The sequence below is a fragment of the Streptomyces vinaceus genome (assembly GCF_008704935.1).
GTDB classification, from domain to species: domain Bacteria; phylum Actinomycetota; class Actinomycetes; order Streptomycetales; family Streptomycetaceae; genus Streptomyces; species Streptomyces vinaceus.
On the sequence record NZ_CP023692.1, the window covers coordinates 1 to 19,475 of the forward strand.

Genomic DNA, 19,475 nt, shown 5'->3' on the forward strand with positions numbered 1-19,475 from the left:
GGGAGGCCGCTGGTGTTAGTGGACACGGTGCGGGGGTCCGAGAGAGGCTGACCACGACGGAGATTTCGAACTCCAACGGCTCACGCCCGACCTTTCCCGCGCACACGGTCAGAGGCGTGCCAGGACCCGCTGCAGATCCTCTCGGTTGAACGCGTGACCGGAGGCGAGGAGAGTTCGGGCGTAGGCGTCCAAAGCAGAGATCAGCTCCTCCGAGAACCCCACTGCCGCAGGAAGATCCCAGGCATTGGCAAGCGCCTTGTCGAGATCGCTCGGGTCCACCGGCGGCCGGTGGGCGTAGATCTCCCACGGCGGGACGACGTTCAACCTGCCTCGCTCGGAGCGTGGAACTTTGCGCTTTCCCGCTCGCTCCAGAGCTCGCAGCACCGCCAGTTCCGATGCGGCTGTCATATCCAGTGCCATCGCCATCCAGTCCGGTCCATCCACTCAGTGCCGTGACAGCGACCCTCCCGTCGGACGCCGCTGCCTGGTCTCCTACGGCACGAAGCTAAGCGCCGAACAGAAGGAGCCGGACAGGATATGCAGCACTTCAACTCCAACGAGTGGACACGCTCCGCGTCGTCTTTGCCAGCAGATCGCCAGCGAGGAACAACAGCGCTGCGGATTGTCCGACTTTCCGCTCCAGGCTCGAAACCATCAGCGGCGAGGGGCGACCCTCAGGGCAGCCCAGCTCCTCGGCCCCGAGCACAAGGCACCGGCCCGCTGGAGTTCGTTCGGCTCCGGCGCCTCCGCATCCCACTGGACCGCCTGCGGGTCACGCAGGCTGGGGCAGCGGGTTTACTCAGTCGGCCGCTCCGGGGCCCGGGATCGCAGCGGCCGCACGTGAGCAGAAGTGGTCATCATCGATCATTCGATGATGCGTCAGGTTTTGTGTACCTAGCGTTATCGGGCACAGTCCGGTCGGACGGTCGGACTGCTTCATCCCGCGAGAGGCGGAACGAATGACACTGGGCACTGACAGCACGGCGATACGTCCGGGACCGTTACGCCGTCTGCGCAGGCGGGCGGAGGCCGCGCTGGCCACCGCGGCCCTTGGTGCGGCCGTCGCGGTACTGCCGGCCGTACCAGCGCACGCGGCCGGGCCGGGGCAGCTGATCTACATCGCCAACCAGGGCGCGGACTCCGTCGCCGCCGTCGACTCGGCGTCCGGCGCGACGGTGGCCACCATCGCGGTCGGGGCCTCGCCCGCGAATGTGGCGCTCACCCCGGACGGCTCCCAGGCCTGGGTGACCAACAGGGGCAGCAGCTCCGTCTCGGTGATCGACACCGCGACCAACACGGTCGCCGCCACCGTACCGGTCGGTGGTTCTCCCCTGCCGGTGGCCGTCTCCGCGGACGGCACGCGGGTCTACGTGGCCCACACCGCCAACCCCGGCGGCGTCGAGGTGATCGACACCTCTTCCCTGACCATCGTCGCCACCATCGCGACCGGGAACTTTCCGTCCTCCCTGGGGCTGTCCCCGGACGGAAGTCGGCTCTACGTAGGCAATTTCTCCAGCCGTACCGTGTCGGTGATCGACACCGCCACACTGGCCGTCACCGCCACCATTGCAGCAGGAGACCCGAGCGGGCTCGCTGTCAGCCCCGATGGCTCGCATGTCTACGTCTCCAACTACAACGGCAGCAGCGTCTCGGTGATCGACACCGCCACCCACACCGTCACCGCGAGCGTCCCGGTCGGACAGCAGCCGCAGGGCATCGCCGTCACCCCGGACGGCACGAGCGTCTACGTCGGCAACCGGCTGGGCAACTCCGTATCGGTCCTGGACACCGCGACCAACACGGTGACCGCCACCATCGGTGTCGGCGCCGGGACCAACGCGGTCCTGGCGGACCCGGACGGCACCCGCGTCTACGCCACCAACTCCTTCTCCGACACCATGTCCGTGATCGACACCGCGACGCTCACCGTCACCGGCACCGTCGCCACCGGCTCCCGCCCGAACGGCCTGGCCATGGGCAAGGCCGCTCTCCCCACGGTGACCGCCATCGCCCCCGACCACGGCCCGACCACCGGCGGCACCACCGTCACCCTCACCGGCACCCATCTCAACGGCACCACATCCGTCACCTTCGACGGCACTTCCGCGAGCGGTGTCACGGTGGTGGACGACAACACCGTCACCGCCGTCCCCCCGCCGTACGCCGCGGGCGCCGTCGACGTCACGGTGACCGCCAAGGGCCGCACCGTTGACGCCGGTACCTACACCTACAGGGTCCCCGCGCCCGCTCTCTCCGGCATCACCCCCGCCACCGGCCCCGCCGCGGGCGGCACCACCGTCACCCTCACCGGCAGCAACCTCACAGGCGCCACCGCGGTCACCTTCGGTACCACGGCCGCAGCCTCCTTCCGTGTGGACAGCGACACCCAGATCACCGCGCCCGCCCCCGCCGCGGGCACGGCCGGACAGATCGACGTCACCGTCACCACCCCGGGCGGAACCAGCACCGCGGTGCCCGCCGGCCGCTACACCTACACCAAGGACACCACCAAAATCACCGCCGAGCCGCTGCTGGTGTCCATCGCGCCCGGCCAGCTCACCCTCTCCCTCAGCCTGTCGGCCACCCTCACAGACGCCACCACCGGCAAGCCCGTCCCCGGCGCCCCGATCAAGTTCACCGTCGGCGCCACCACCGTGTGCACCGCCACCACCAACACGGCCGGCACCGCCACCTGCACCGGCCCCTGCCCCGTCACCGCCGTCCTGCTCAACCTCGGCTACACCGCCACCTACACCGGCTCCGCGACCCTCGCACCCGCCACCGCCACCGCCGGCCTCATCCGCATCGGCTGACCCACGACCGCAAGTGAGGCCGCCGCCCGACATGCCTCGGCGGCAACCTCCCCCACATCGCCCGTCCGCGACCGCGAAACGCTGCCGACAGACCACAAGCGGGGCGGCCCCGGCCGACAACGCGAGCCCCACCCTCCGAAACTCCCATTCGGTTGCCCGGCCGGAGTGCCGGTGCCGCCGCAGAATGCGGCGGCACCGGCCTTATGTCACCAGTGGCGAGCCGCTCTTTCGGATCAGCACCGCCCGTCTCAGGCCCGAAGCATGGCTGGCAACCGTGCAACCGAACGCGAAACGAAGGGGAAGTCACTGGGCCCGGCATCTCGCACTGCCGCCCCGTGGTCGAACCCCTGTATCGCAGGCAGGGAAGTGCGGGTGAGGATCACGCTCACCCCCCTGCGCGCTGCAGTGCGCTCCCCTCGTGCGCCGTTGCGCGCCCTGCCGTGTGCTGGATGGCTTAGCGATCATGAGCCGACCGAAGTGGATCAGCAGCGAACGAGTCACGGCGGGCGGGCCTTCGCCGCATCGGCGTCGGCGCCTCAACCGCCCGGGCTACCGCTGCTGGCTCCCTCGCGGTTGTGAGTCTTATTTGTCGCCACTCTTGGGAGAGTTCCCCATGACCATCCGCCTGCGACGGCCCTCTCGGGTCATCGCCCTGGCCACGGCCCTGCTCTGCGGCCTGGCCGCCGTTCCCCTGACGGCGAGCGCCGCGAGTGCGGCGAGCCCTGTCTGCATCAGCGGCACGATCCAGTACGACTATCAGTCCGCCGAGGAGGGAACGGCCAAGCCCACCCGTACCAAGCCGCTGCGGAAGGCCCGCGTCGAACTGATCGGAGCCGAGAAGAGCACCGACACGCCGCATGCGCTCAACGCCGTGGGCCTGACCGACACCAGCGGCAACTACAACCTCTGCTACACACCCACTACGACCACCTCGCTGAGCAGCGTTTCGGTGAAGGTCTGGGCCTACAACAACCTGTGGCGGGTCGTCGACGAGAGCACCAACAAGTACATCGCCTGGCAGACCGCTGCGATCTCCGACGTCACCGGCAACAGGAACATCGGCGTCGTCAAGCCAGCCGCGTCCACCTCACGCCCCTTCCACATCTTCGACACCCTTTTCACGCTGTGGTCGAACCGCGCCAACCCGACGAGCGAGTGCTGGTCCGCCCAGGAGAGCGACAGCAGCGCCTGCAGCCCGCTCATGGTCTACTGGGGCGAATCCACCAGCCCTAACGCGTCCTACGACGGCTACGACAACAGGATGTACGTCTACGGTGCCGCGGCGGACACCGAGCACGCCATCCTGCACGAGGGAGGCCACTTCCTCATGAACCGCCTCTACGGCGGGAAATCCCCGCTCGTCCAGAACTGCCGGCAGCATTTCGTTCCGTGGGTCAGCTCCGAGACGTGCGCCTGGTCGGAGGGGTTCGCCGACGCCGTGGCCGCCTACCTGCTGGGCGATTCTCGCTACGTCCACCCCGACGGCACGAGTGAGAGGTTCACCTACGGCGCCTCATGGCAGGTCGGCGACCAGGTACAGGGCAACGTCGGCGGCTCCCTCCTCGACCTGTGGCGCGGCGTGGACAACGGCATGGCCAAGACCCTCACCGCCCTCACCACGCAGAGGCCGGACACCTTCTCCGGCTACTTCAACACCGTGCGCCCCAGCGCGAACCCGCCGCTGTCCACCGGTGCGGACGCCCTGAGCAAGCTGGCACCGCACACCATCGACTACGGGCCCGCCCTCGCCGGCAACGGCACGTACTACACCCTCACCGACGGCGGCGGCCTGGCAGTCGAGCTCACCAACTCCTGCACATCCGGCTCCACCGTCGTCCTCGCCGCCCGCGACACCAGCCGCGGCTCGCAGCGCTGGAAGTTCGACGCGAACCCGGACGCCACCGTGCGGATCACCAACGGCTGCGCCCAGCCCCTGACTCTCACGGCCGGCACCGACGTGGGCAACCCTGTCACCGCCCAGGCGTTCGGTTCCGCCAACGCCTACCAGAAGTGGACCGTCGCCAAGGCCAACGGCACGCTCAAACTCACCAACCCGCAGACCGGATTCGTCCTCGACATCAACGGCAAGACCATCTCCGCGGGCACAGCGGTCACCACCGTGTGGTCAGGCAACGCGAACTCCCAATCCTGGGCCGCACTCCCCTAAGCCGCCCCACACCCGGCGCCCCGTCACCACCTGGCGGGGCACCAGGCATCCGCGCCGCTGCGGCCCCGGGCCCCCCTGGAGAACGAAGCCGCAATGGAGGCCAAGCGCTGCGCGTCAGCCGGGACGGCGTCGAGCAGCGCATCGCGGCCCTGGAGGAGTATGCCGCGCAGGTCCGCGAGGCCGACCTGCGCTACCAGGAGCTGCAGCAGATCCAGCGCCTGGCCGAAGGCAACGACGAAGCGCTCGACCTCCTCGCCCGCACCGCGGCCGACGCTCTAGCCGTCGCGGAGATCGAGGCCATGGCCAAGGAGGCCGCCATCGTCGCGAAGACCTTCTCCACCGCCCTCGACCGGGCGTCCGCCGCCGCCGTCATCGCCCTGCCCACCCGGGCCACCGCCTGAGCGGGCAGACGGCTGCGTATTGACCCTGTGCCGCTGTTGGGGTCCGTCGTAGGCGGCAGGGACGGGCGTGCCTTCGGCGGTACCGCGTCCGGTGTGCGCGACAGTGATCATGTGAACCGCCGGACTCTCCCCCTGCTCCTCGCCGTCCTCCTGGCCACGGCGGGGTGCTTCTCCGTCGCCCCCGTCGATAACAAATCCCCGCAGGACCGCACGCAGTTCTCGGTCCCGGCCCCCGCCCCTGCGCGAGAGGCGGCTGAGGCGGCGCTGCCGCTGACGCCGCTGCCCGACATCCGGCCACCCGCTCCCGCCGTGGTAGTCGCGCCCGAGAACACCTCGTCGGCGTCGCGCACTCGCCGGGAGCAACCCCGCACCGCGAAGGACGACAGATCGGGCTCGGGAATTCGTACCGTACGAAAGCCTGAGCGGCTGCCAGCGAAGGCGAAGCGGCCTAGCCCCCAGCAGCACGCCCCGAAGCCGAAGGCCAAGCTGCGCAGAGTGGGGACGTCGAAGCCGGTGGTTCCCCAGCGCTCGCGCCCGGGTGCGGCAACGGTGCCGGGCCGCGTGTCCATGGCCGAGCTCTGCCGTTCCTCGCAGGGGGTCACGAGTCCGGCGATCAGCCAGCTCCGCCACGGCACATACCGGTAGTCCGCCCTTGGGCAGGCGCTTTCCGACGGGTTCAGGAAATCGGCGGGGCTGGGCACACAGCAGACGGCACGACTCGCACATACATTCGAACAGCTGGTTCAATGAGTAGATGCCGCACTTCCACTTCCCTGACGATCTCGTCGCCTCAAGCAAGACCAGATCCGGATCTGCCGCCGGCTCGCCCTCCAGCCCGCACTCGACACCGCCGTTCTGCGGCGCGAGCTGATCCGTCTCTCCTGCCTGATCAGTGCCCACCCGTTCTGGAGCAACGTGGTTGGAGTACCGCGGGCTGTGTGGAGCTGCAGCTGCCGGCGGAGGCCGGCCTGAATGCGGCGCGGGAGCCGGCCTGCGGTGCGCGGTCTTCGTGAGCGAGCTGGAGGTCCGTCTGCAGCGGTGGCGCGCTGTGCAGGCCTGGCTCGGCTGGCAGCAGCGCCAGGCCGATCAGGCCATCCGCGATCTGGAGGCGCAGCTGGCCGCTGCCTCCTTCCACCAGGCTGGACCGCGGCAGCCCGCGCCCCGTCGGCCCCCGCCGCCTGCCGTGGTGGTGGCCCGCCCGGAGTGGAAGGTGACGTCGATGCGGAGCGCTCGCGGCCCGAAGCCGCTGAACGTCCACGATGGCAGCTGCACCTTCGACGACTACGGGAAGGCGATCAGCCGTGATGAGGCCCGGAGGCTGATCACTGAAGGTGTGGAGCCGTGTCCGTTCTGCAGTCCCGAGAACGCGCTCGGCATGACCAGCTGAACCCTCAGTTCGAGGTCTGACTGCCCGGCAGTGACACTCAGCCCACCTTGCCGTCCTAGGCTGTCCCATTCGCGTAGGCGGGGTCTGCGGCGAGCACCGGCGCCGCCACTGTCAGTGCGTAGATCGTCTTTCGCATGCCAACTCAAACGAGCACGCGACGGGAAGATCACCAGGGTGCGCCGAGACGCGCCACCCGTCGTGCTCGTGTGCCAGCTAACAGTAGGGTTGGCGCGTGGACATTTCCTCGCTCTCGCGTCCCTTCCGGCTGCTCGTGACGGGCGGAGGAACCGGCGGTCACACATACCCCGCCCTGACGGCGGTCCGTACCCTGCAAGGCCGCCTCGCGGCTGTGGGTGGCACGCTGGATGTGCTGTGGATCGGGACGGCGGACGGGCTCGAAGCGCGTGTCGCCCCGGCGGAGGGGATCGCGTTCCAGACAGTGGCCACGGGGAAGATCCGACGTTCGTCGAATCCGCTCAAAATGCTGTCCGCCGCGAACGTGAAGGACATGGCCCGGGTGCCGCTCGGCGTGGCTCAGGCCCGGTCGATCGTGGCTGGCTTCCGGCCGGACGTGGTCTTGGCGACGGGCGGGTACGTCGCGGTCCCGGCCGGGCTGGCCGCGCGGCTGTGCCGCGTTCCACTGGTCCTGCACGAGCAGACCGTGCGGCTCGGGCTGGCCAACCGCAAGCTCGCGAGTTCGGCGACGCGGATCGCGGTGTCCTCGGAGTCCTCGCTGCCGCTGCTGCCCGCTGAGGTACGCGAGCGTGCGGTCGTCACCGGGAACCCAGTGCGGCTGGAAGTACTTGGCGGCCACGCGGACAAGGCGGTCGAGGCACTGGCCCTGTATGGGTTCGACCGGCGTCTGCCGACGGTCTACGTCACCGGCGGGGCCCAGGGGGCCCAGCAGATCAACGGTGTCGTTCGTGAAGTGCTGCCCTGGCTCCTGGGGCACGCGAACGTGATTCGCCAGTGCGGTCCGGGGAACGTGGACGAACTCCGGGCGGCTGCCGCCAGGCTGGACCCGGCCCTGGCCGGCCGCTACCACCTGACGGGGTTCCTCGGGGCGGAGCTGCCGGACGTGCTGGCGCTGGCCGACGTCGTGGTATCGCGGAGCGGGGCCGGGACGCTGGCGGAGCTGACCGCGCTCGGCAAGCCCGCGGTGTTCATCCCGCTCGCCACGTCGGCCGGGAACGAGCAGGCCCACAACGCCCAGCACCTGGCCGACGCGGGAGCGGCGCTCGCCCTGCTCGGCGAGGTCAACGGCCCCGCTCTGCAGAACGCGGTGGGCCCGCTCCTGACCGACCCCGCCCTGCGGGCGGCGATGGCTGAGCGGGCCCGGACGTACGGGCGGCCGGATGCGGCGGACAGGCTCGTGGACGTGGTGCTGTCCGCCGCATCCGCCTGAATCAGCCGGACTGTTGATGTCGGCGTCCGGTGTGCAGGGCTGTGCCCGCCTCGATCACCACGGCGCAGTCGTTGAACGTGCTCTCGTCCTGGCCGATCGGGTCGGGAACGTCGTGGCCTGGGAGGTAGAGGCTCAGCTTGTGGGCGTTGTGGCCGTCGTCGATCGCGCGGAGCGTGTCGAGGACGGCGGCATCCATCGCGAGGACGTCATCCGCCCACTCCAGGTCCTCCATGGTGATCTGGCGGCCGCGGTGGTGTGAGGTCGAGTCCGAGCCGCCGGGCTGCGTTGATCATGGAGGGGTTGGCGGGCTGGTCCTGCCATTTGCCGATCAGTCCGGCGGAGTGGACCGTTACCGCCGTCCCGCCCCTGCGGGTGAGCGCGACCTGGGCGAACGGGCTGCGGCAGTAGTTCCCCAGGCACACGGTCAGGAGTTTGCCCATCACGATCCTCCGGCGGTCTTGAGGGCCTGTTCGAGCGTGGTCACCACGAGGTTGATGTCCGTCTCGGTGAGGTGCGGGTGGAAGGGCAGGCTGAGGATCTCGCTGCCTGCCTGTTCGGTGGCCGGCAGGGAGCGGTGCCAGGTGGCGAACGCGGGCTGGGTGTGGTTGGGCGGGTAGTGGACCCCGACCCCGATGTCCTGACCTCGGAGGTTGGCGAATACCTCGTCGCGGTGGGGGACGCGGACCTGGCACAGGTGCGGTACGGCGTGGTCCACATCGACGTCGATGAGCGTCACGTCGTCCAGCGGGGCGAGGGCGTCGCGGTAGGTGCGCCACAGGTGGCGGCGGGTGTCCTCGGCGGTCTGGAAGCCGTCGAGCTGGAACGGCATTGGCACCGGATTCCTCCCATGCCTTGCAGTCGTTGCGGTTCCCGGCAAGCGGCCGGCCGACCACGACGACCAGTCGGGTGTCGGCGTCGATGACGACCTGGTGGTTGGTGGAGTACCTGTAGTTCTTCGACTGCGCGGCAATGGTGTGGTCCCGGGTGGGGACCAGGGTGCCGTCCACGATGAGCACGGTGTCCTTCGCGAACCGCTTGCGGGGTTGGAACGCGAGCATCGGCCCGAGGTGGTCGATGATCCGGTCTGCCGCAGACTTTGAGATTCCGAACAGCGGGGCGAGCTGCCGCATGGTGAGGTTCGTGCGCCAGTAAGCCGCGACCAGCAGGGCCCGGTTCTCCAGAGGGAGGCTCCACGGCCGGCCTTTGCGGACCGCGTCCGCACCCTGGCGCCGCAGCACCGTCACCAGCTTCCCGAAGGCACGGGGGCTGAGCCCGGTGAACGGGGTTATCCAGGACGGCTCCGACGCCGTGATCACACCAGCCACACCAAGATCATCCCGGGCCGATTAGGGTGCCTTCGTCGAGCGCGATCGGCATGGGGGATCATGCAGGGTATGACTGCCGAACTGATCACCTGGCTGCACGAGCAGATCGACGCCGACCAAGTGGCAGCCGCAGACCAGCCACCCATGTCATGGCTTCCCGAAGAGCTGTCCCCCGACAACCCGCTTGCCGCGCTCTACTCACCGGCCCGCACCATCGCCATGCGCCGTGACTTGCTCGCCGCCTGGCGCGATTCGGAACATGCCGGTACCCATGACCACGACAGCGTCGACTGGTCGCTGCGGGTCCTTGCAGCAACCGCCTACTCCGATCGCCAGGGATACCGCGAAGAGTGGGCCCCTGCCGACGACGAGCCGGCCTGACACCGTCGACTCCGCCAGCTGGACCCGAGGGCTGGCCCAAGCCGGTCAGGCTTCGTTGAGACGGGTCACGCAGCACAGTTACGGGACAGCCCTTAAAGGTGTTGCAGAAGGCTCAGTCCCGGGCATTTTCCCTGTATGGGTGGGGTGTTGCGGGCTGAGCCGGTGTGGGTGGAGACGTTCACGGGCTTGCGGATGGACCGGTTCGTGAAGCTGGTGAAGCTCGTGCGGGAGTGGGGCGGCAACGGGCCCGGTGGTGGCCGGCCGTGGTGCCTGCCGCTGACGGACCGGGTCCTGCTGGTGGCAGTGTACTACCGCACCAACCTCACGATGCGGCAGCTCGCCCCGCTGTTCGGCGTCTCCGCAGCGACGGTCTGCCGGGTCATCCAGCGCCTGCGTCCGCTCCTGGCACTCGAGCCGGCCCCACGGCCGGTGACGGACACCGACCGGTTGTGGATCGTGGACGGCACCCTCGTCCCCGTCCGCGACCGGAAAGTGGGCGCCTCGTCGAGGAACTACCGGTTCTCGGCGAACGTGCAGGTCATCATCGATGCCGACACCCGTCTCGTCGTCGCCTCAGCCCGCCCGGCGCCGGGAAACAAGGCCGATGCCCACGTCTGGCGCGAGTCGGACCTGCCGGCCGCGGCGGCCGGGACGACGGTGATAGCGGACGGCGCCTATCTCGGCACCGGGCTGACCGTCCCGCACCGCAGAAGGGCCGGCCGCCCTCTCCTGCGCGGGCAGGAGGAGGACAACGCCGAGCACCGGCGGGTACGTGCCCGGGTCGAGCACACCTTCGCCCGGATGAAGAACTGGAAGATCCTCCGCGACTGCCGACAGAAAGGCGACGGCCTCCACCACGCCGTCCAGGCCGTCGCCACCATGCACAACATCGCCATCACCGGCTGAATCAGCAGGCCAGACACCACTCAGGCCTGGCCGAGACAGACTTCTGCAACACCCTTTAAGGCCTGTCCCGTAACTGCTGGTCACGGGTAAGATGATCTTGGTGCGGCTGGTGTGATCGCGGCGTCTGAGCCGTCCCTTGGTAGCCCCGTTCACCGGGCTGAGCGCGCCACGCCGAAGGACCTGCTCCCGACCACCGGCAACTACCCGATGGAGATTGACCGGTACCGCTCCGATCCCGATGGTGCCCGTCCACCTTGGGGGAGGCCTCCGGGCGGTGACCGAGTGGCAGGTCGAGGCGGACCGCGTCCTTCCCGCGCCTGTCGCACGTCCGCCTGCTCCGACGCACCGTTCGGGGTGCCGGAGCAGGCGGGTTCCTCTGTGCCCGGTTGCTTCGGTGGCTACAGGGTGCGGGTCAGGTGGTCGGTGAGGAGCCGGGTGAAGCGGGCCGGGTCGGACAGGTCGCCTCCTTCGGCGAGCAGAGCGCTGCCGTAGATCAGCTCGGCGACCTCCGTCAAAGCGGGAGCCTCGGCGTCTGCGTGGTGTGCGGTACGAAGTGCGGTGATCAGGGGGTGTGTGGGGTTGAGTTCCAGGATCCGCTTGACGGTGGGCATCTGCTGGCCCATGGCCCGGTACATCTTTTCCAGGGTGGGGGTCACGTCGTGGGCGTCGCCGACGATGCATGCCGCCGAGGTGGTCAGGCGTGACGACAGGCGTACCTGCTTGACGTGGTCGGACAAGGTGGTGGTCAGCCATGGCAGCAGGGCGGCGAAGTCCTGTTCGCGCTGGGCCTTGTCGGCGTCGGTCTCCTTGTCGCCGTCGGCGGACTCATCAAGGTCGACCTGGCCCTTGGCGATGGACTGCAGACGATGGCCGTCGAAGGCTGGGACCTGGTCAACCCATACCTCGTCGATGGGGTCGGTGAGGATGAGCACCTCGTAGCCCTTGGCGGCGAAGGCTTCCATGTGCGGGGAGTTCTCTACCATGGCACGGGTCTCGCCGGTCAGGTAGTAGATGGTGTCCTGGCCGTCCTTCATGCGCTCGACGTACTCGCGCAGCGTGGTGGTCTTCTCCGGGTCGTGGGTGGAAGCGGCGGACACCAGCTCCAGCAGCAGCTCGGTGTTGTCCCTGTCCTCGAGCAGACCCTCCTTCAGTGCCCGGCCGAACTGGGCCCAGACCCTCGTGTAGCGCTCGGCGTCCTTGGCCTGCATGTCCTTGAGTGCGCCGAGGACCTTCTTGATCAGGCGCCGGCGTACGCCCTGGATCTGGCGGTCGTGCTGGAGGAGCTCGCGGGAAACATTGAGCGACAGGTCGTGGGCGTCCACGACACCCTTCACGAAGCGCAGGTAGTTGGGCATGAGCGCTTCGCAGTCGTCCATGATGAACACCCGCTTGACATAAAGCTGCACGCCCGACTTGGACTCGCGCGAGTACAGGTCGAAGGGGGCCTGTGAAGGAACGAACAGCAGCGCCTCGTATTCGAAGGTGCCTTCGGCGCGCATGTGGATCGTCTCGGCCGGGGGCAGCCAGTCGTGGCTGATCTGCTGGTAGAACTCGTTGTATTCGTCCTCGGTCACCTCGCTGCGGGGCCGGGCCCACAGCGCCTTCATCGAGTTGAGCGTGTCGAGGTCGGAGGTGGCTTCCCCGTCGGCATCGGTCCGGTCGGTGGCCATGCGGATCGGCCAGCGGATGAAGTCCGAGTAGCGCTTGACGATCTGTCGGATCTTCGATTCGGAAAGGTAGTCGGCGAGTCCGTCCTCACTGTCGGCCGGCTTGAGGTGCAGGGTGACCGAGGTGCCGACGGGGAGGCCGTCGGCGGCCTGGATGGTGTAGGAGCCCTCGCCGTCGGACTCCCACTGGGTACCGGAGTCTGTACCCGCCCGCCGGGTGCGCACGGTGACCTTGTCGGCGACCATGAACGCCGAGTAGAAGCCGACGCCGAACTGCCCGATCAAACTCTCCGTGGTTGCGGCGTCCTTGGACTCCTTGATCTTTTCCAGGAGGCTGGCTGTGCCGGACTTGGCGATCGTGCCGATCAGCTCAACGAGATCGTCGCGGGTCATGCCGATGCCGTTGTCGCGGATGGTCAAGGTGCGGGCGTCCTTGTCGACCTCCAGCGAGATGTGGAGGTCAGCGGAGCCGTACTCGGTGAGACCGGTATCGGTCAGTGATGCCAGCCTCAGCTTGTCCAGGGCGTCGGAGGCGTTCGAGATCAGCTCGCGCAGGAAGATGTCCTTGTTCGAGTAGATCGAGTGGATCACCAGCCGGAGCAACTGGCGTGTCTCGGCCTGGAATTCCAGCGTCTCAACGCTGCTGGGCATGCTGGGTCCTTTCAATGGAAGGTCGGATACGGATGGGATTCGGGCACGTGAGCCGGCGTGTGCGTGACGCGCCAGCGGGGCACCGCGTACGGATGATGGCTTTGGGTGTGCGGGTCAGTCTTCGTCAGAGGCTGTCGTCGTGCGGTGGGCTTGGAGGGCGTCCAGGGAATCGACGAGACCGGTGTGGCGGGCGTCGAGGTGGGGACGCATGTCGGCCAAGGGCGAGATGAGCTCGGCGGCGTCCCCGGCGCCGAGAGCGGCGTGCAGGGCGGCCTGTGCCGCGCGCGCTTCGGGCGTGAGGTGGGCGAGCGCGGTGATCTGTCCGGCGAGGCGACGCAGGTCGGCTGCGTTGGCGCGGGCCCAGGTGGCGGCGGTGCGGTCGGCGGCACGGCGTTGGCGGGTGACCTGCACACGCTGCTCTCCGGTGGTGCCGGCGGGGCCGGGCCGACCGCGCAGGTAACGGCGTTCAGCTGCTTGGCGGCTGGCGACACCGAGGGGGTGGCAAGGTCGGCCCAGCTGGCGCCCGCATCGCGGGCGGTTTCGATCAGACCGGTCTCCCAGCCGGCGAGTTGCTCGCGCACCTGCCGTAGCAGCATCAGGGAGGCCAAGGCCTGCTCGGGGCCAGGCCCGACGGCGTCGGAGGTCTCGTTCTGGGCGCCGCGCAACGCGTCGTCCATGGCCACCAGGGCTGCCGCGGCAGCCATGAAGGACGAAGGACTGTGGGTACTGGTCGCGGGCGGCTGGTGGGCTGCAGTCACGGGCACCTCCTAAGGCGTCATCTACTCGATGACTCCATATTTGTCATCCACTGGACGACATGCTACAACAGGGCCTGCGCGGTGCATTGGCAGGAACCGCTCGAACCTGTTGGAGGCAATTCACGCTGTTGATGCGCACCGCCCCCTTCAGTGACCTCGACCGGATGGCGCGGCAACTGACGGGCCCGGGTAGCGGATCACCAACGGCTGCACCCGGCCCCTGACCCTCACCCCCGGCACCGCCGTGGGCAACCCCGTCACCGCCCAGGCGTTCGACCCCGCCAACGCCTACCGGAAATGGACCATCGCTCAAACCAACGGCACCCTGAAGCTGACCAACCCGCAGACCGGACTCGTCGTCGACATCAACGGCAAGACCATCTCCGCGGGCACAGCGGTGACCACCGTGTGGTCAGGCAACGCGAACTCCCAATCCTGGGCCGCACTCCCCTAACCCGCTCCACACCTACTGCCCCGTTCACCACCTGCCGGGGCACCACGCAACCGCGCCCCCCAGGGGCCCGCCTCCCTGCGACACAGCACGAAGCCGGACGCTGCTCCACCAGCTCATCGCGGGCCCCCAAGGGCAGGGGCCCCTGGAGTACCTCAACAGCCATCGTCGAGGCGGCCGACGCGCTGACCCGTCTGGTCGTTTCGTTTTGATATCCGCATGAGCTGAATCCGACCGCGAGGATCCCTGTCCTTCCCGGAAGCTGCCGTGCCCTGGACGCGAGCCAGGCGTTGATCGTGGTGTTCTGTCACGCCTGTCTCCGGACTCTGAGTTCCGGCATGCCCCCGGGAGATGTTTTGCGATCGTCTGTTCCACTGCGACGGGCTTCCACCCTGGTCGCTACGGCTGTTGCCCTGCTGGGCGCTACGGCCCTGGTCCCGCACAGGTCGGATGCCCCAGAGGCCGGGGCAACTCGCACCATGAGCGCGGCCGCGGCCGGACAGCTCGCCGACTTCCTGATTCCACAGCTGGAGGGTGCACAGGCCGGCTCGTACTACGACGCTGCGGCACGGAAGCTGATCGTCAACGTCACGACCCCGACCGCGGCGGACACGGTCCGTGAGGCCGGTGCCGAGCCCCGGACCGTCCGCTTCGCGGCTGCACAGCTGGACGCCACCAAGGCGGCCCTGGACTCCAGCGCCCTGATCCCGGGGACGGCCTGGGGCATGGACCCGGTAGCCAACCGGGTCGTCGTCACCGCCGACCCCACGGTCACCGACGCGCGGCTGGAGATGCTCCACAAGGTCTTGAAGCCCTTCGGTGAGACGGTCGAGCTGCAGCGGACCGATCAGGAGTTACGGGCGTACTCCTCGGCCGGTGATGCGGTCTACGCCTCCGCGAAGTCCAGCTTCCGGGGGCGCTGCTCGCTCGGCTTCAACGTGAAGCGGGAAGGCAAGCCTGACGCCTTCCTCACGGCTGGGCACTGCGGCAACCCGATCAAGAGCTGGGCGGAGGCGGAGGGCGGCGCAGAGATCGCGCTCGTCCCCGAGAACGGGTCGAAGTTCCCCGGCGACGACTACGCGATCGCCGTGTACACCGACGCCTCCGTCGCCCGCCCGAGCCAGGTGCGGCGCTACGTCCTGCCCTCGCTGCCCGTCACCGGTGCCCGGGACGCGACCACCGCCGACAAAGTCAGCCGCAGCGGCGCCTCCACGGGGCTGCACGGCATTGACGCGGGCGAGCCCGGCGACGTCCAGGCCCTCAACCAGACGGTGAACTACGCAGAGGGACGGGTCACAGGTCTGACGAGGACCAACGTGTGCGCCGAGCCCAGTGAGAGCGGCAGCCCCTTCTGGATCACCAACGAGGACGGAACCGCCACCGCGGTGGGCATCTCCTCGGGCGGCTCCGGCGACTGCACCCACGGCGGTACCACCTTCTTCCAGCCGATCATGGAGGCCCTGCACGCCTTCGGCGCGACCATCCCCTAGCGCAGCGTGTCGGCGCTGTCAGGTGCGGGAGCGGCCGGGCTTTCGGCCCTGGATCGCCCATGCGCGGGCAGTGAGCGCGATCGACCCATCCGGCCGCGTCGGCACGGTATCGCGGAGCCTGTCACGCAACCGGTCCCGGGTGGGCTCGGTGAGGCCGGCGACGTAGCCGGGGGCGGGGCCCTGCCCGGCCGTGAACGGCTCCCACAGATCCGCGAAGCCGGAGCCCACACGTACGCCGCGACCAGCCCGCCCGGCCGCACGACGCGCGATGCCTCGGCCACCGCCGCTCCCGGCGCGGGAAGGAAGTTGAGCACCAGTCCGCTGACAGCCACGTCGCACCCCGCCTCGCGTACCGGCAGCGCCAGCCCGTCGGCCACGACGAAGCACGCCGGCGCGGGAGCGGCGGCGCGCCACGAACTCCTCCGCGACCAGACGGCTCCACCGGCCCGTGTACCACTCGTAGGCATCCCCAGCCGCCCAGACATCGAACCGCTGCTCCTTCATGCCACCACAATCACCGACCGGCCCCGGCAGAAGCCACAGACGCGCGGATACCCGCCCCACGCGCCGCCCGCCTACCGGCCGGCCCGGTGGAACGTGTCAGGTGCCGGCAAAGGTGTCACATGAAATGCGACTGCGGGACTCCAGGGCGGCCGACCGCTGGACCTGGCTCGTCCCGCGTAGTCGAGCTGTCGTTCGAGGCGGGCCGACAGGCGGCCACCGACCACCGTCGCCCGCAGGGCGACCCGTTCGGGCACCGGAGGCCCTTCTCATCGCGGGCCCGTGGCCTGCTCGTTCGGCGGCTACTGTGGGCCGAACCGGACCGGACGCCCGTTCGGACCGGTGGCCGAGGCCCCCGCGCGCGTGACCGGCGCGGGTGCCGCCAGGAGCGGAGCACCGGTGTCCCGACACCCCCTGAAGGACCGACATGCGAAACGCTGGGGACGGAGGACCCTGGGTCTGTCGAGCGGCCTGGCGCTGGCGATGTCGCTGCTACTGGCCCAAGGCCCCGCGCCGGACCCGGGTACCGCGCGGGCGGAGTCCGCGCCGGCGCGGTCCCTGCGGGCGGCGCCCGCGGCGGCGACCGCCGACACCGGCGCGGTCTCGCCGTTCGCGCAGAGCGGCCCCCGCAACCTGATCAAGCGCCTCCAGGACACGTACATCAGCAGCACCGACGACGCCGACCACTCGCAGGGGCACCTGCTGCACGTCGGCACGCCGGACGCGGGCGCGACGAAGTACCGCAGCTTCCTGCAGTTCGACGTCTCGCGGCTGACAGGCGCGAACATCAACCGGGCGTACCTGCGGATGTACAACTCCTTCGTGGCGGCCCCGGACTGCGGACAGAACTCCTGGTACGGCGTGTACCGGGTGACCGAGCCGTGGAACCAGTCCACGATCACCTGGGCGAACCAGCCCGCCGTCGGCGAGGGCATCGGCTCCTGGTTCGGCGTCGGGCACCCGAACGTCGCCGACTGTGAGGACCAGCCCGACAGGTACCTGCCGGACGAATCCAAGGGCATCGTCCGCGTCGACGTCACCGACATGGTGAAGGGCTGGACCCGGGCGGGCACGACCACGCCCAACTACGGCATCCGGCTGAGCGGGCGCGAGGGCGCGCCGGACGCGGCGACCGGTGTCACCGGCTACCACGACTTCTGCTCCATGCACCCGACGGGCGCCACGCAGGACCGCGCTTGCACCAAGTCGTACTTCACGCCGACGCTGGAGGTCGAGTTCAACGCCGGCTCGACGCCGCTGATCACGGGCAACGAGTACGGTCCGCCGTACGCGGGCGGCTACCCGCCGCCGAGGAGACCCTGGAGTTCCTGGACTCCGCGAACCCCTCGGTGTGGGAGGCGTCCAAGCCGTACCAGCGCTGGCTGCCGGACGCGTACCACTCCGTGGAGGACGTGACGCTGAAGGGCGCCAACTGGAAGGGCGGCACCTCGCACAAGCTGCGCCCCGGCGGGTCGTACGGCAGCGGGAAGGTGCTGGTCACCGGCGACGGCGGCAGCGGCTTCATCGGCGTCGTCCCCTATCCGGCCCTGTCCGGCTACCACTGGGCGATCAACGTCAAGGGGGCCAATGAGCCCGGCGACCTGCATGGCGTGGACCTGCTGCCCGACGGCAGCGTCGTCGCCGCCTTCGCGGGCGCGGACGGGGTGCCGGGCAAGGTCGAGCTGTACACCAAGGAGCAGGGCCAGCCGGGCGACTGGAGCGGCACGCCGGTGCAGACGATCCCGCTGAACAGCGCGCACGAGGTCGTCGCCGACGCGAACGGCAGGGACGTGTGGGTGCTCGGTGGTCTGGAGCTGCGCAAGCTTACGTACGACCCGGCCACCAAGCGCTTCGCGAACACGACCGGCACCTCGTACCCGCTGCCGAAGAACCCGAAGGGCGAGGGCGCCTGGGGTCACGACCTGACCCCGGTGTACGGGAACCCCGACCGCTTCTGGGTGGGCGCGAACGCGGGCGTCGTCCAGTTCTCCAAGAGCGGCGCCGCCGACTGCCACAGCGACACGTACGCCAAGTGGCCGACACTGGCGGCGGTACAGGAGATTCCGAACGGCGCCAACCGCTGGTGCACGGACTACGGCAACGGCCTCGCCAACTCGCGGATCATGCTGAACAGCGTGGGCAGCGACCCGGTGTCCCAGCGGGTGGCGACGACCTGCTCGAAGGATTGCGGTCTGGCCAACATCGGCTCGGATGGCAAGCCCACGTACACCACGAGCTGGATCGAGATCGCCGGCCGGACCGCAGGCAAGGAGCAGTACCGGTGGAGCGAGAACAGCAAGCACTACAAGGTGACATGGGCGGTCGCCGCCTATAACTGATCGTTTCAGAACGGGATTCGTAGACGGTGGAGGCGTACGTGGGGACTGGATGGTGGGCCGGCTCGATCGGGATGCGGGGTGGGGGTGGGTCGTGGTGGACAGGGTGCTGAAGGCGTTGGGGGCTGCGCATCAGGGGTCGGTCGGGGTGTTGCTGGCCGACGGCAGTGAGCCGGGCCCGGTCTACTTCGACGTGGGCAGCGGTCCGGACGTGCCCTCGTCGACCGAGTGGCACGCGTACGACGGCCGGCGTGGGCGGCCCCGGGCCTTGGTGTTGCGGGGCAGCTGCTCGTGCGGCTGGCGGGGCGCGGCCGAGTACCCCCTCGACTGGGCCCGGCTCGGAGGCGACCAGCCGCTGTATGAGGCGGACGTCGATCTGTCCGGGCCCATCGGCGACTACGAGGCCCACGTGTCGGTGGTCCGGGACGCCGCCGTCCCGCTCCCCGCCGAGCTCACCGCGCTGCTCACCGACCTCGTCCGGCAACTCGACGTCCTCGCTGTCGAGGAACCGCTGGTCGTATTGAAGGCCCTCGCCGACCTGCGGTACGTCATCGGCCAGGCCGGCCAGGACGCCGCGTACGAACTCGCCGCCCGCGACGTACCGCTCAAGGACGTGGCGACCGCGCTCGGCACGAGCGAAAGTGCCGCTCGCCGCTACCTCAACGACTACGTGCACCCCTGACCCGGTGGCAGGCCTCCAGCCTCCCAGGCCGCCGGCACGGTAGCGGGGCCGAACGTCTGGCCGGGACATGGTGGGGGCGGTGCGCGGACGCGCAGCCGCCGGGCCGCGGCCCCGTGAAGCGCGAGGTGTTCGTGAGGGTGAGTACCGGGGCTTG

At 69.4% G+C, this 19,475-nt stretch carries 16 protein-coding genes and 3 pseudogenes; 12 read left to right on the top strand and 7 right to left on the bottom strand.

Translation table 11 applies throughout. From position 1 onward, the window contains the following. Positions 1–108: 108 nt before the first annotated feature. Positions 109–426, bottom strand: coding sequence for a hypothetical protein (locus CP980_RS00005; RefSeq protein ID WP_229907506.1), 318 nt, complete (start codon positions 424–426; stop codon positions 109–111). Positions 427–959: 533 nt separating this feature from the next. On the opposite strand from CP980_RS00005, the gene CP980_RS00010 reads away from it, so the two are divergent. The 5 genes from CP980_RS00010 (at position 960) to CP980_RS00030 (ending at position 8,173) form a co-directional block, all read left to right on the top strand. Then, entirely contained in the window at positions 960–2,813 is a 1,854-nt protein-coding gene (locus CP980_RS00010; protein WP_150492177.1) for an IPT/TIG domain-containing protein, read from the top strand. Between the two features lie 613 nt (positions 2,814–3,426). Beyond that, positions 3,427–4,980, top strand: a complete 1,554-nt coding sequence (locus tag CP980_RS00015) for an RICIN domain-containing protein (RefSeq protein ID WP_167535750.1) — start codon at positions 3,427–3,429, stop codon at positions 4,978–4,980. Next, entirely contained in the window at positions 4,935–5,381 is a 447-nt protein-coding gene (locus CP980_RS00020; protein WP_150492179.1) for a hypothetical protein, read from the top strand. Before CP980_RS00015 ends, CP980_RS00020 begins: the two co-directional genes overlap by 46 nt. Positions 5,382–6,390: 1,009 nt before the next feature. Then, a complete protein-coding gene (locus tag CP980_RS00025) occupies positions 6,391–6,768 on the top strand; it encodes a DUF6233 domain-containing protein (protein WP_150492180.1) in 378 nt (125 codons plus the stop codon). A gap of 232 nt (positions 6,769–7,000) precedes the next feature. Beyond that, positions 7,001–8,173, top strand: coding sequence for a UDP-N-acetylglucosamine--N-acetylmuramyl-(pentapeptide) pyrophosphoryl-undecaprenol N-acetylglucosamine transferase (locus CP980_RS00030; RefSeq protein ID WP_150492181.1), 1,173 nt, complete (start codon positions 7,001–7,003; stop codon positions 8,171–8,173). Position 8,174: 1 nt separating this feature from the next. On the opposite strand, the pseudogene CP980_RS36630 reads toward CP980_RS00030, so the two are convergent. The 3 genes and pseudogenes from CP980_RS36630 to CP980_RS00045 form a co-directional block, all read right to left on the bottom strand. Continuing rightward, positions 8,175–8,613, bottom strand: a pseudogene (locus tag CP980_RS36630) (arsenate reductase/protein-tyrosine-phosphatase family protein). After that, the gene (locus CP980_RS00040) at positions 8,613–9,002 is read right to left on the bottom strand and encodes a DegT/DnrJ/EryC1/StrS family aminotransferase (protein ID WP_150492182.1); all 390 of its coding nucleotides are present in this window, start codon (positions 9,000–9,002) and stop codon (positions 8,613–8,615) included. Before CP980_RS00040 ends, CP980_RS36630 begins: the two are co-directional and overlap by 1 nt. After that, a pseudogene (locus tag CP980_RS00045) lies at positions 8,997–9,498 on the bottom strand (transposase family protein); the annotation flags it as partial. The pseudogene CP980_RS00045 and the gene CP980_RS00040, both read right to left, overlap by 6 nt. 69 nt (positions 9,499–9,567) lie before the next feature. Here CP980_RS00045 and CP980_RS00050 point away from each other — a divergent pair. Beyond that, positions 9,568–9,879: a DUF6221 family protein gene (locus CP980_RS00050; RefSeq protein ID WP_150492183.1), complete on the top strand. Its 312-nt coding sequence runs from the start codon at positions 9,568–9,570 to the stop codon at positions 9,877–9,879. Positions 9,880–10,014: 135 nt separating this feature from the next. After that, positions 10,015–10,785 carry a transposase family protein gene (locus tag CP980_RS00055; RefSeq protein WP_150492184.1) on the top strand — a complete coding sequence of 257 codons (771 nt, stop codon included), beginning with the start codon at positions 10,015–10,017 and terminating at the stop codon, positions 10,783–10,785. A gap of 398 nt (positions 10,786–11,183) precedes the next feature. On the opposite strand, the gene htpG is transcribed toward CP980_RS00055, so the two are convergent. Further along, the gene (gene htpG, locus CP980_RS00060) at positions 11,184–13,103 is read right to left on the bottom strand and encodes a molecular chaperone HtpG (protein WP_150492185.1); all 1,920 of its coding nucleotides are present in this window, start codon (positions 13,101–13,103) and stop codon (positions 11,184–11,186) included. A gap of 114 nt (positions 13,104–13,217) precedes the next feature. Then, positions 13,218–13,861: pseudogene (locus tag CP980_RS00065) on the bottom strand (type III effector protein). Between the two features lie 220 nt (positions 13,862–14,081). Here CP980_RS00065 and CP980_RS00070 point away from each other — a divergent pair. Next, positions 14,082–14,315: an RICIN domain-containing protein gene (locus CP980_RS00070; protein WP_268257487.1), complete on the top strand. Its 234-nt coding sequence runs from the start codon at positions 14,082–14,084 to the stop codon at positions 14,313–14,315. A gap of 476 nt (positions 14,316–14,791) precedes the next feature. After that, the gene (locus CP980_RS00075; RefSeq protein WP_229907505.1) at positions 14,792–15,802 is read left to right on the top strand and encodes a S1 family peptidase; all 1,011 of its coding nucleotides are present in this window, start codon (positions 14,792–14,794) and stop codon (positions 15,800–15,802) included. On the opposite strand, the gene CP980_RS00080 is transcribed toward CP980_RS00075, so the two are convergent. After that, a complete protein-coding gene (locus CP980_RS00080) occupies positions 15,799–16,287 on the bottom strand; it encodes a methyltransferase domain-containing protein (RefSeq protein WP_341874179.1) in 489 nt (162 codons plus the stop codon). The genes CP980_RS00075 and CP980_RS00080 overlap by 4 nt on opposite strands. Positions 16,288–16,786: 499 nt before the next feature. Here CP980_RS00080 and CP980_RS00085 point away from each other — a divergent pair, with 499 nt between their 5' ends. The 3 genes from CP980_RS00085 to CP980_RS00095 all read left to right on the top strand — a co-directional run bounded on the left by CP980_RS00085 (position 16,787) and on the right by CP980_RS00095 (position 19,321). Beyond that, complete coding sequence (locus tag CP980_RS00085; protein ID WP_150492187.1) at positions 16,787–17,719, top strand: DNRLRE domain-containing protein; 933 nt, start codon at positions 16,787–16,789, stop codon at positions 17,717–17,719. Continuing rightward, positions 17,653–18,642: a hypothetical protein gene (locus CP980_RS00090; protein ID WP_150492188.1), complete on the top strand. Its 990-nt coding sequence runs from the start codon at positions 17,653–17,655 to the stop codon at positions 18,640–18,642. Before CP980_RS00085 ends, CP980_RS00090 begins: the two co-directional genes overlap by 67 nt. A gap of 94 nt (positions 18,643–18,736) precedes the next feature. Next, positions 18,737–19,321, top strand: coding sequence for a hypothetical protein (locus tag CP980_RS00095; protein ID WP_150492189.1), 585 nt, complete (start codon positions 18,737–18,739; stop codon positions 19,319–19,321). The last annotated feature ends 154 nt before the right edge of the window (positions 19,322–19,475 follow it).

Coding starts and splice junctions, on each gene's coding strand:
- CP980_RS00005 (WP_229907506.1), bottom strand. CDS start 426: ATGGCGATGGCACTGGATATGACAGCCGCATCGGAACTGGCGGTGCTG.
- CP980_RS00010 (WP_150492177.1), top strand. CDS start 960: ATGACACTGGGCACTGACAGCACGGCGATACGTCCGGGACCGTTACGC.
- CP980_RS00015 (WP_167535750.1), top strand. CDS start 3,427: ATGACCATCCGCCTGCGACGGCCCTCTCGGGTCATCGCCCTGGCCACG.
- CP980_RS00040 (WP_150492182.1), bottom strand. CDS start 9,002: ATGCCGTTCCAGCTCGACGGCTTCCAGACCGCCGAGGACACCCGCCGC.
- CP980_RS00050 (WP_150492183.1), top strand. CDS start 9,568: ATGACTGCCGAACTGATCACCTGGCTGCACGAGCAGATCGACGCCGAC.
- CP980_RS00055 (WP_150492184.1), top strand. CDS start 10,015: ATGGGTGGGGTGTTGCGGGCTGAGCCGGTGTGGGTGGAGACGTTCACG.
- htpG (WP_150492185.1), bottom strand. CDS start 13,103: ATGCCCAGCAGCGTTGAGACGCTGGAATTCCAGGCCGAGACACGCCAG.
- CP980_RS00075 (WP_229907505.1), top strand. CDS start 14,792: ATGAGCGCGGCCGCGGCCGGACAGCTCGCCGACTTCCTGATTCCACAG.
- CP980_RS00080 (WP_341874179.1), bottom strand. CDS start 16,287: ATGTCTGGGCGGCTGGGGATGCCTACGAGTGGTACACGGGCCGGTGGA.
- CP980_RS00085 (WP_150492187.1), top strand. CDS start 16,787: ATGTCGCTGCTACTGGCCCAAGGCCCCGCGCCGGACCCGGGTACCGCG.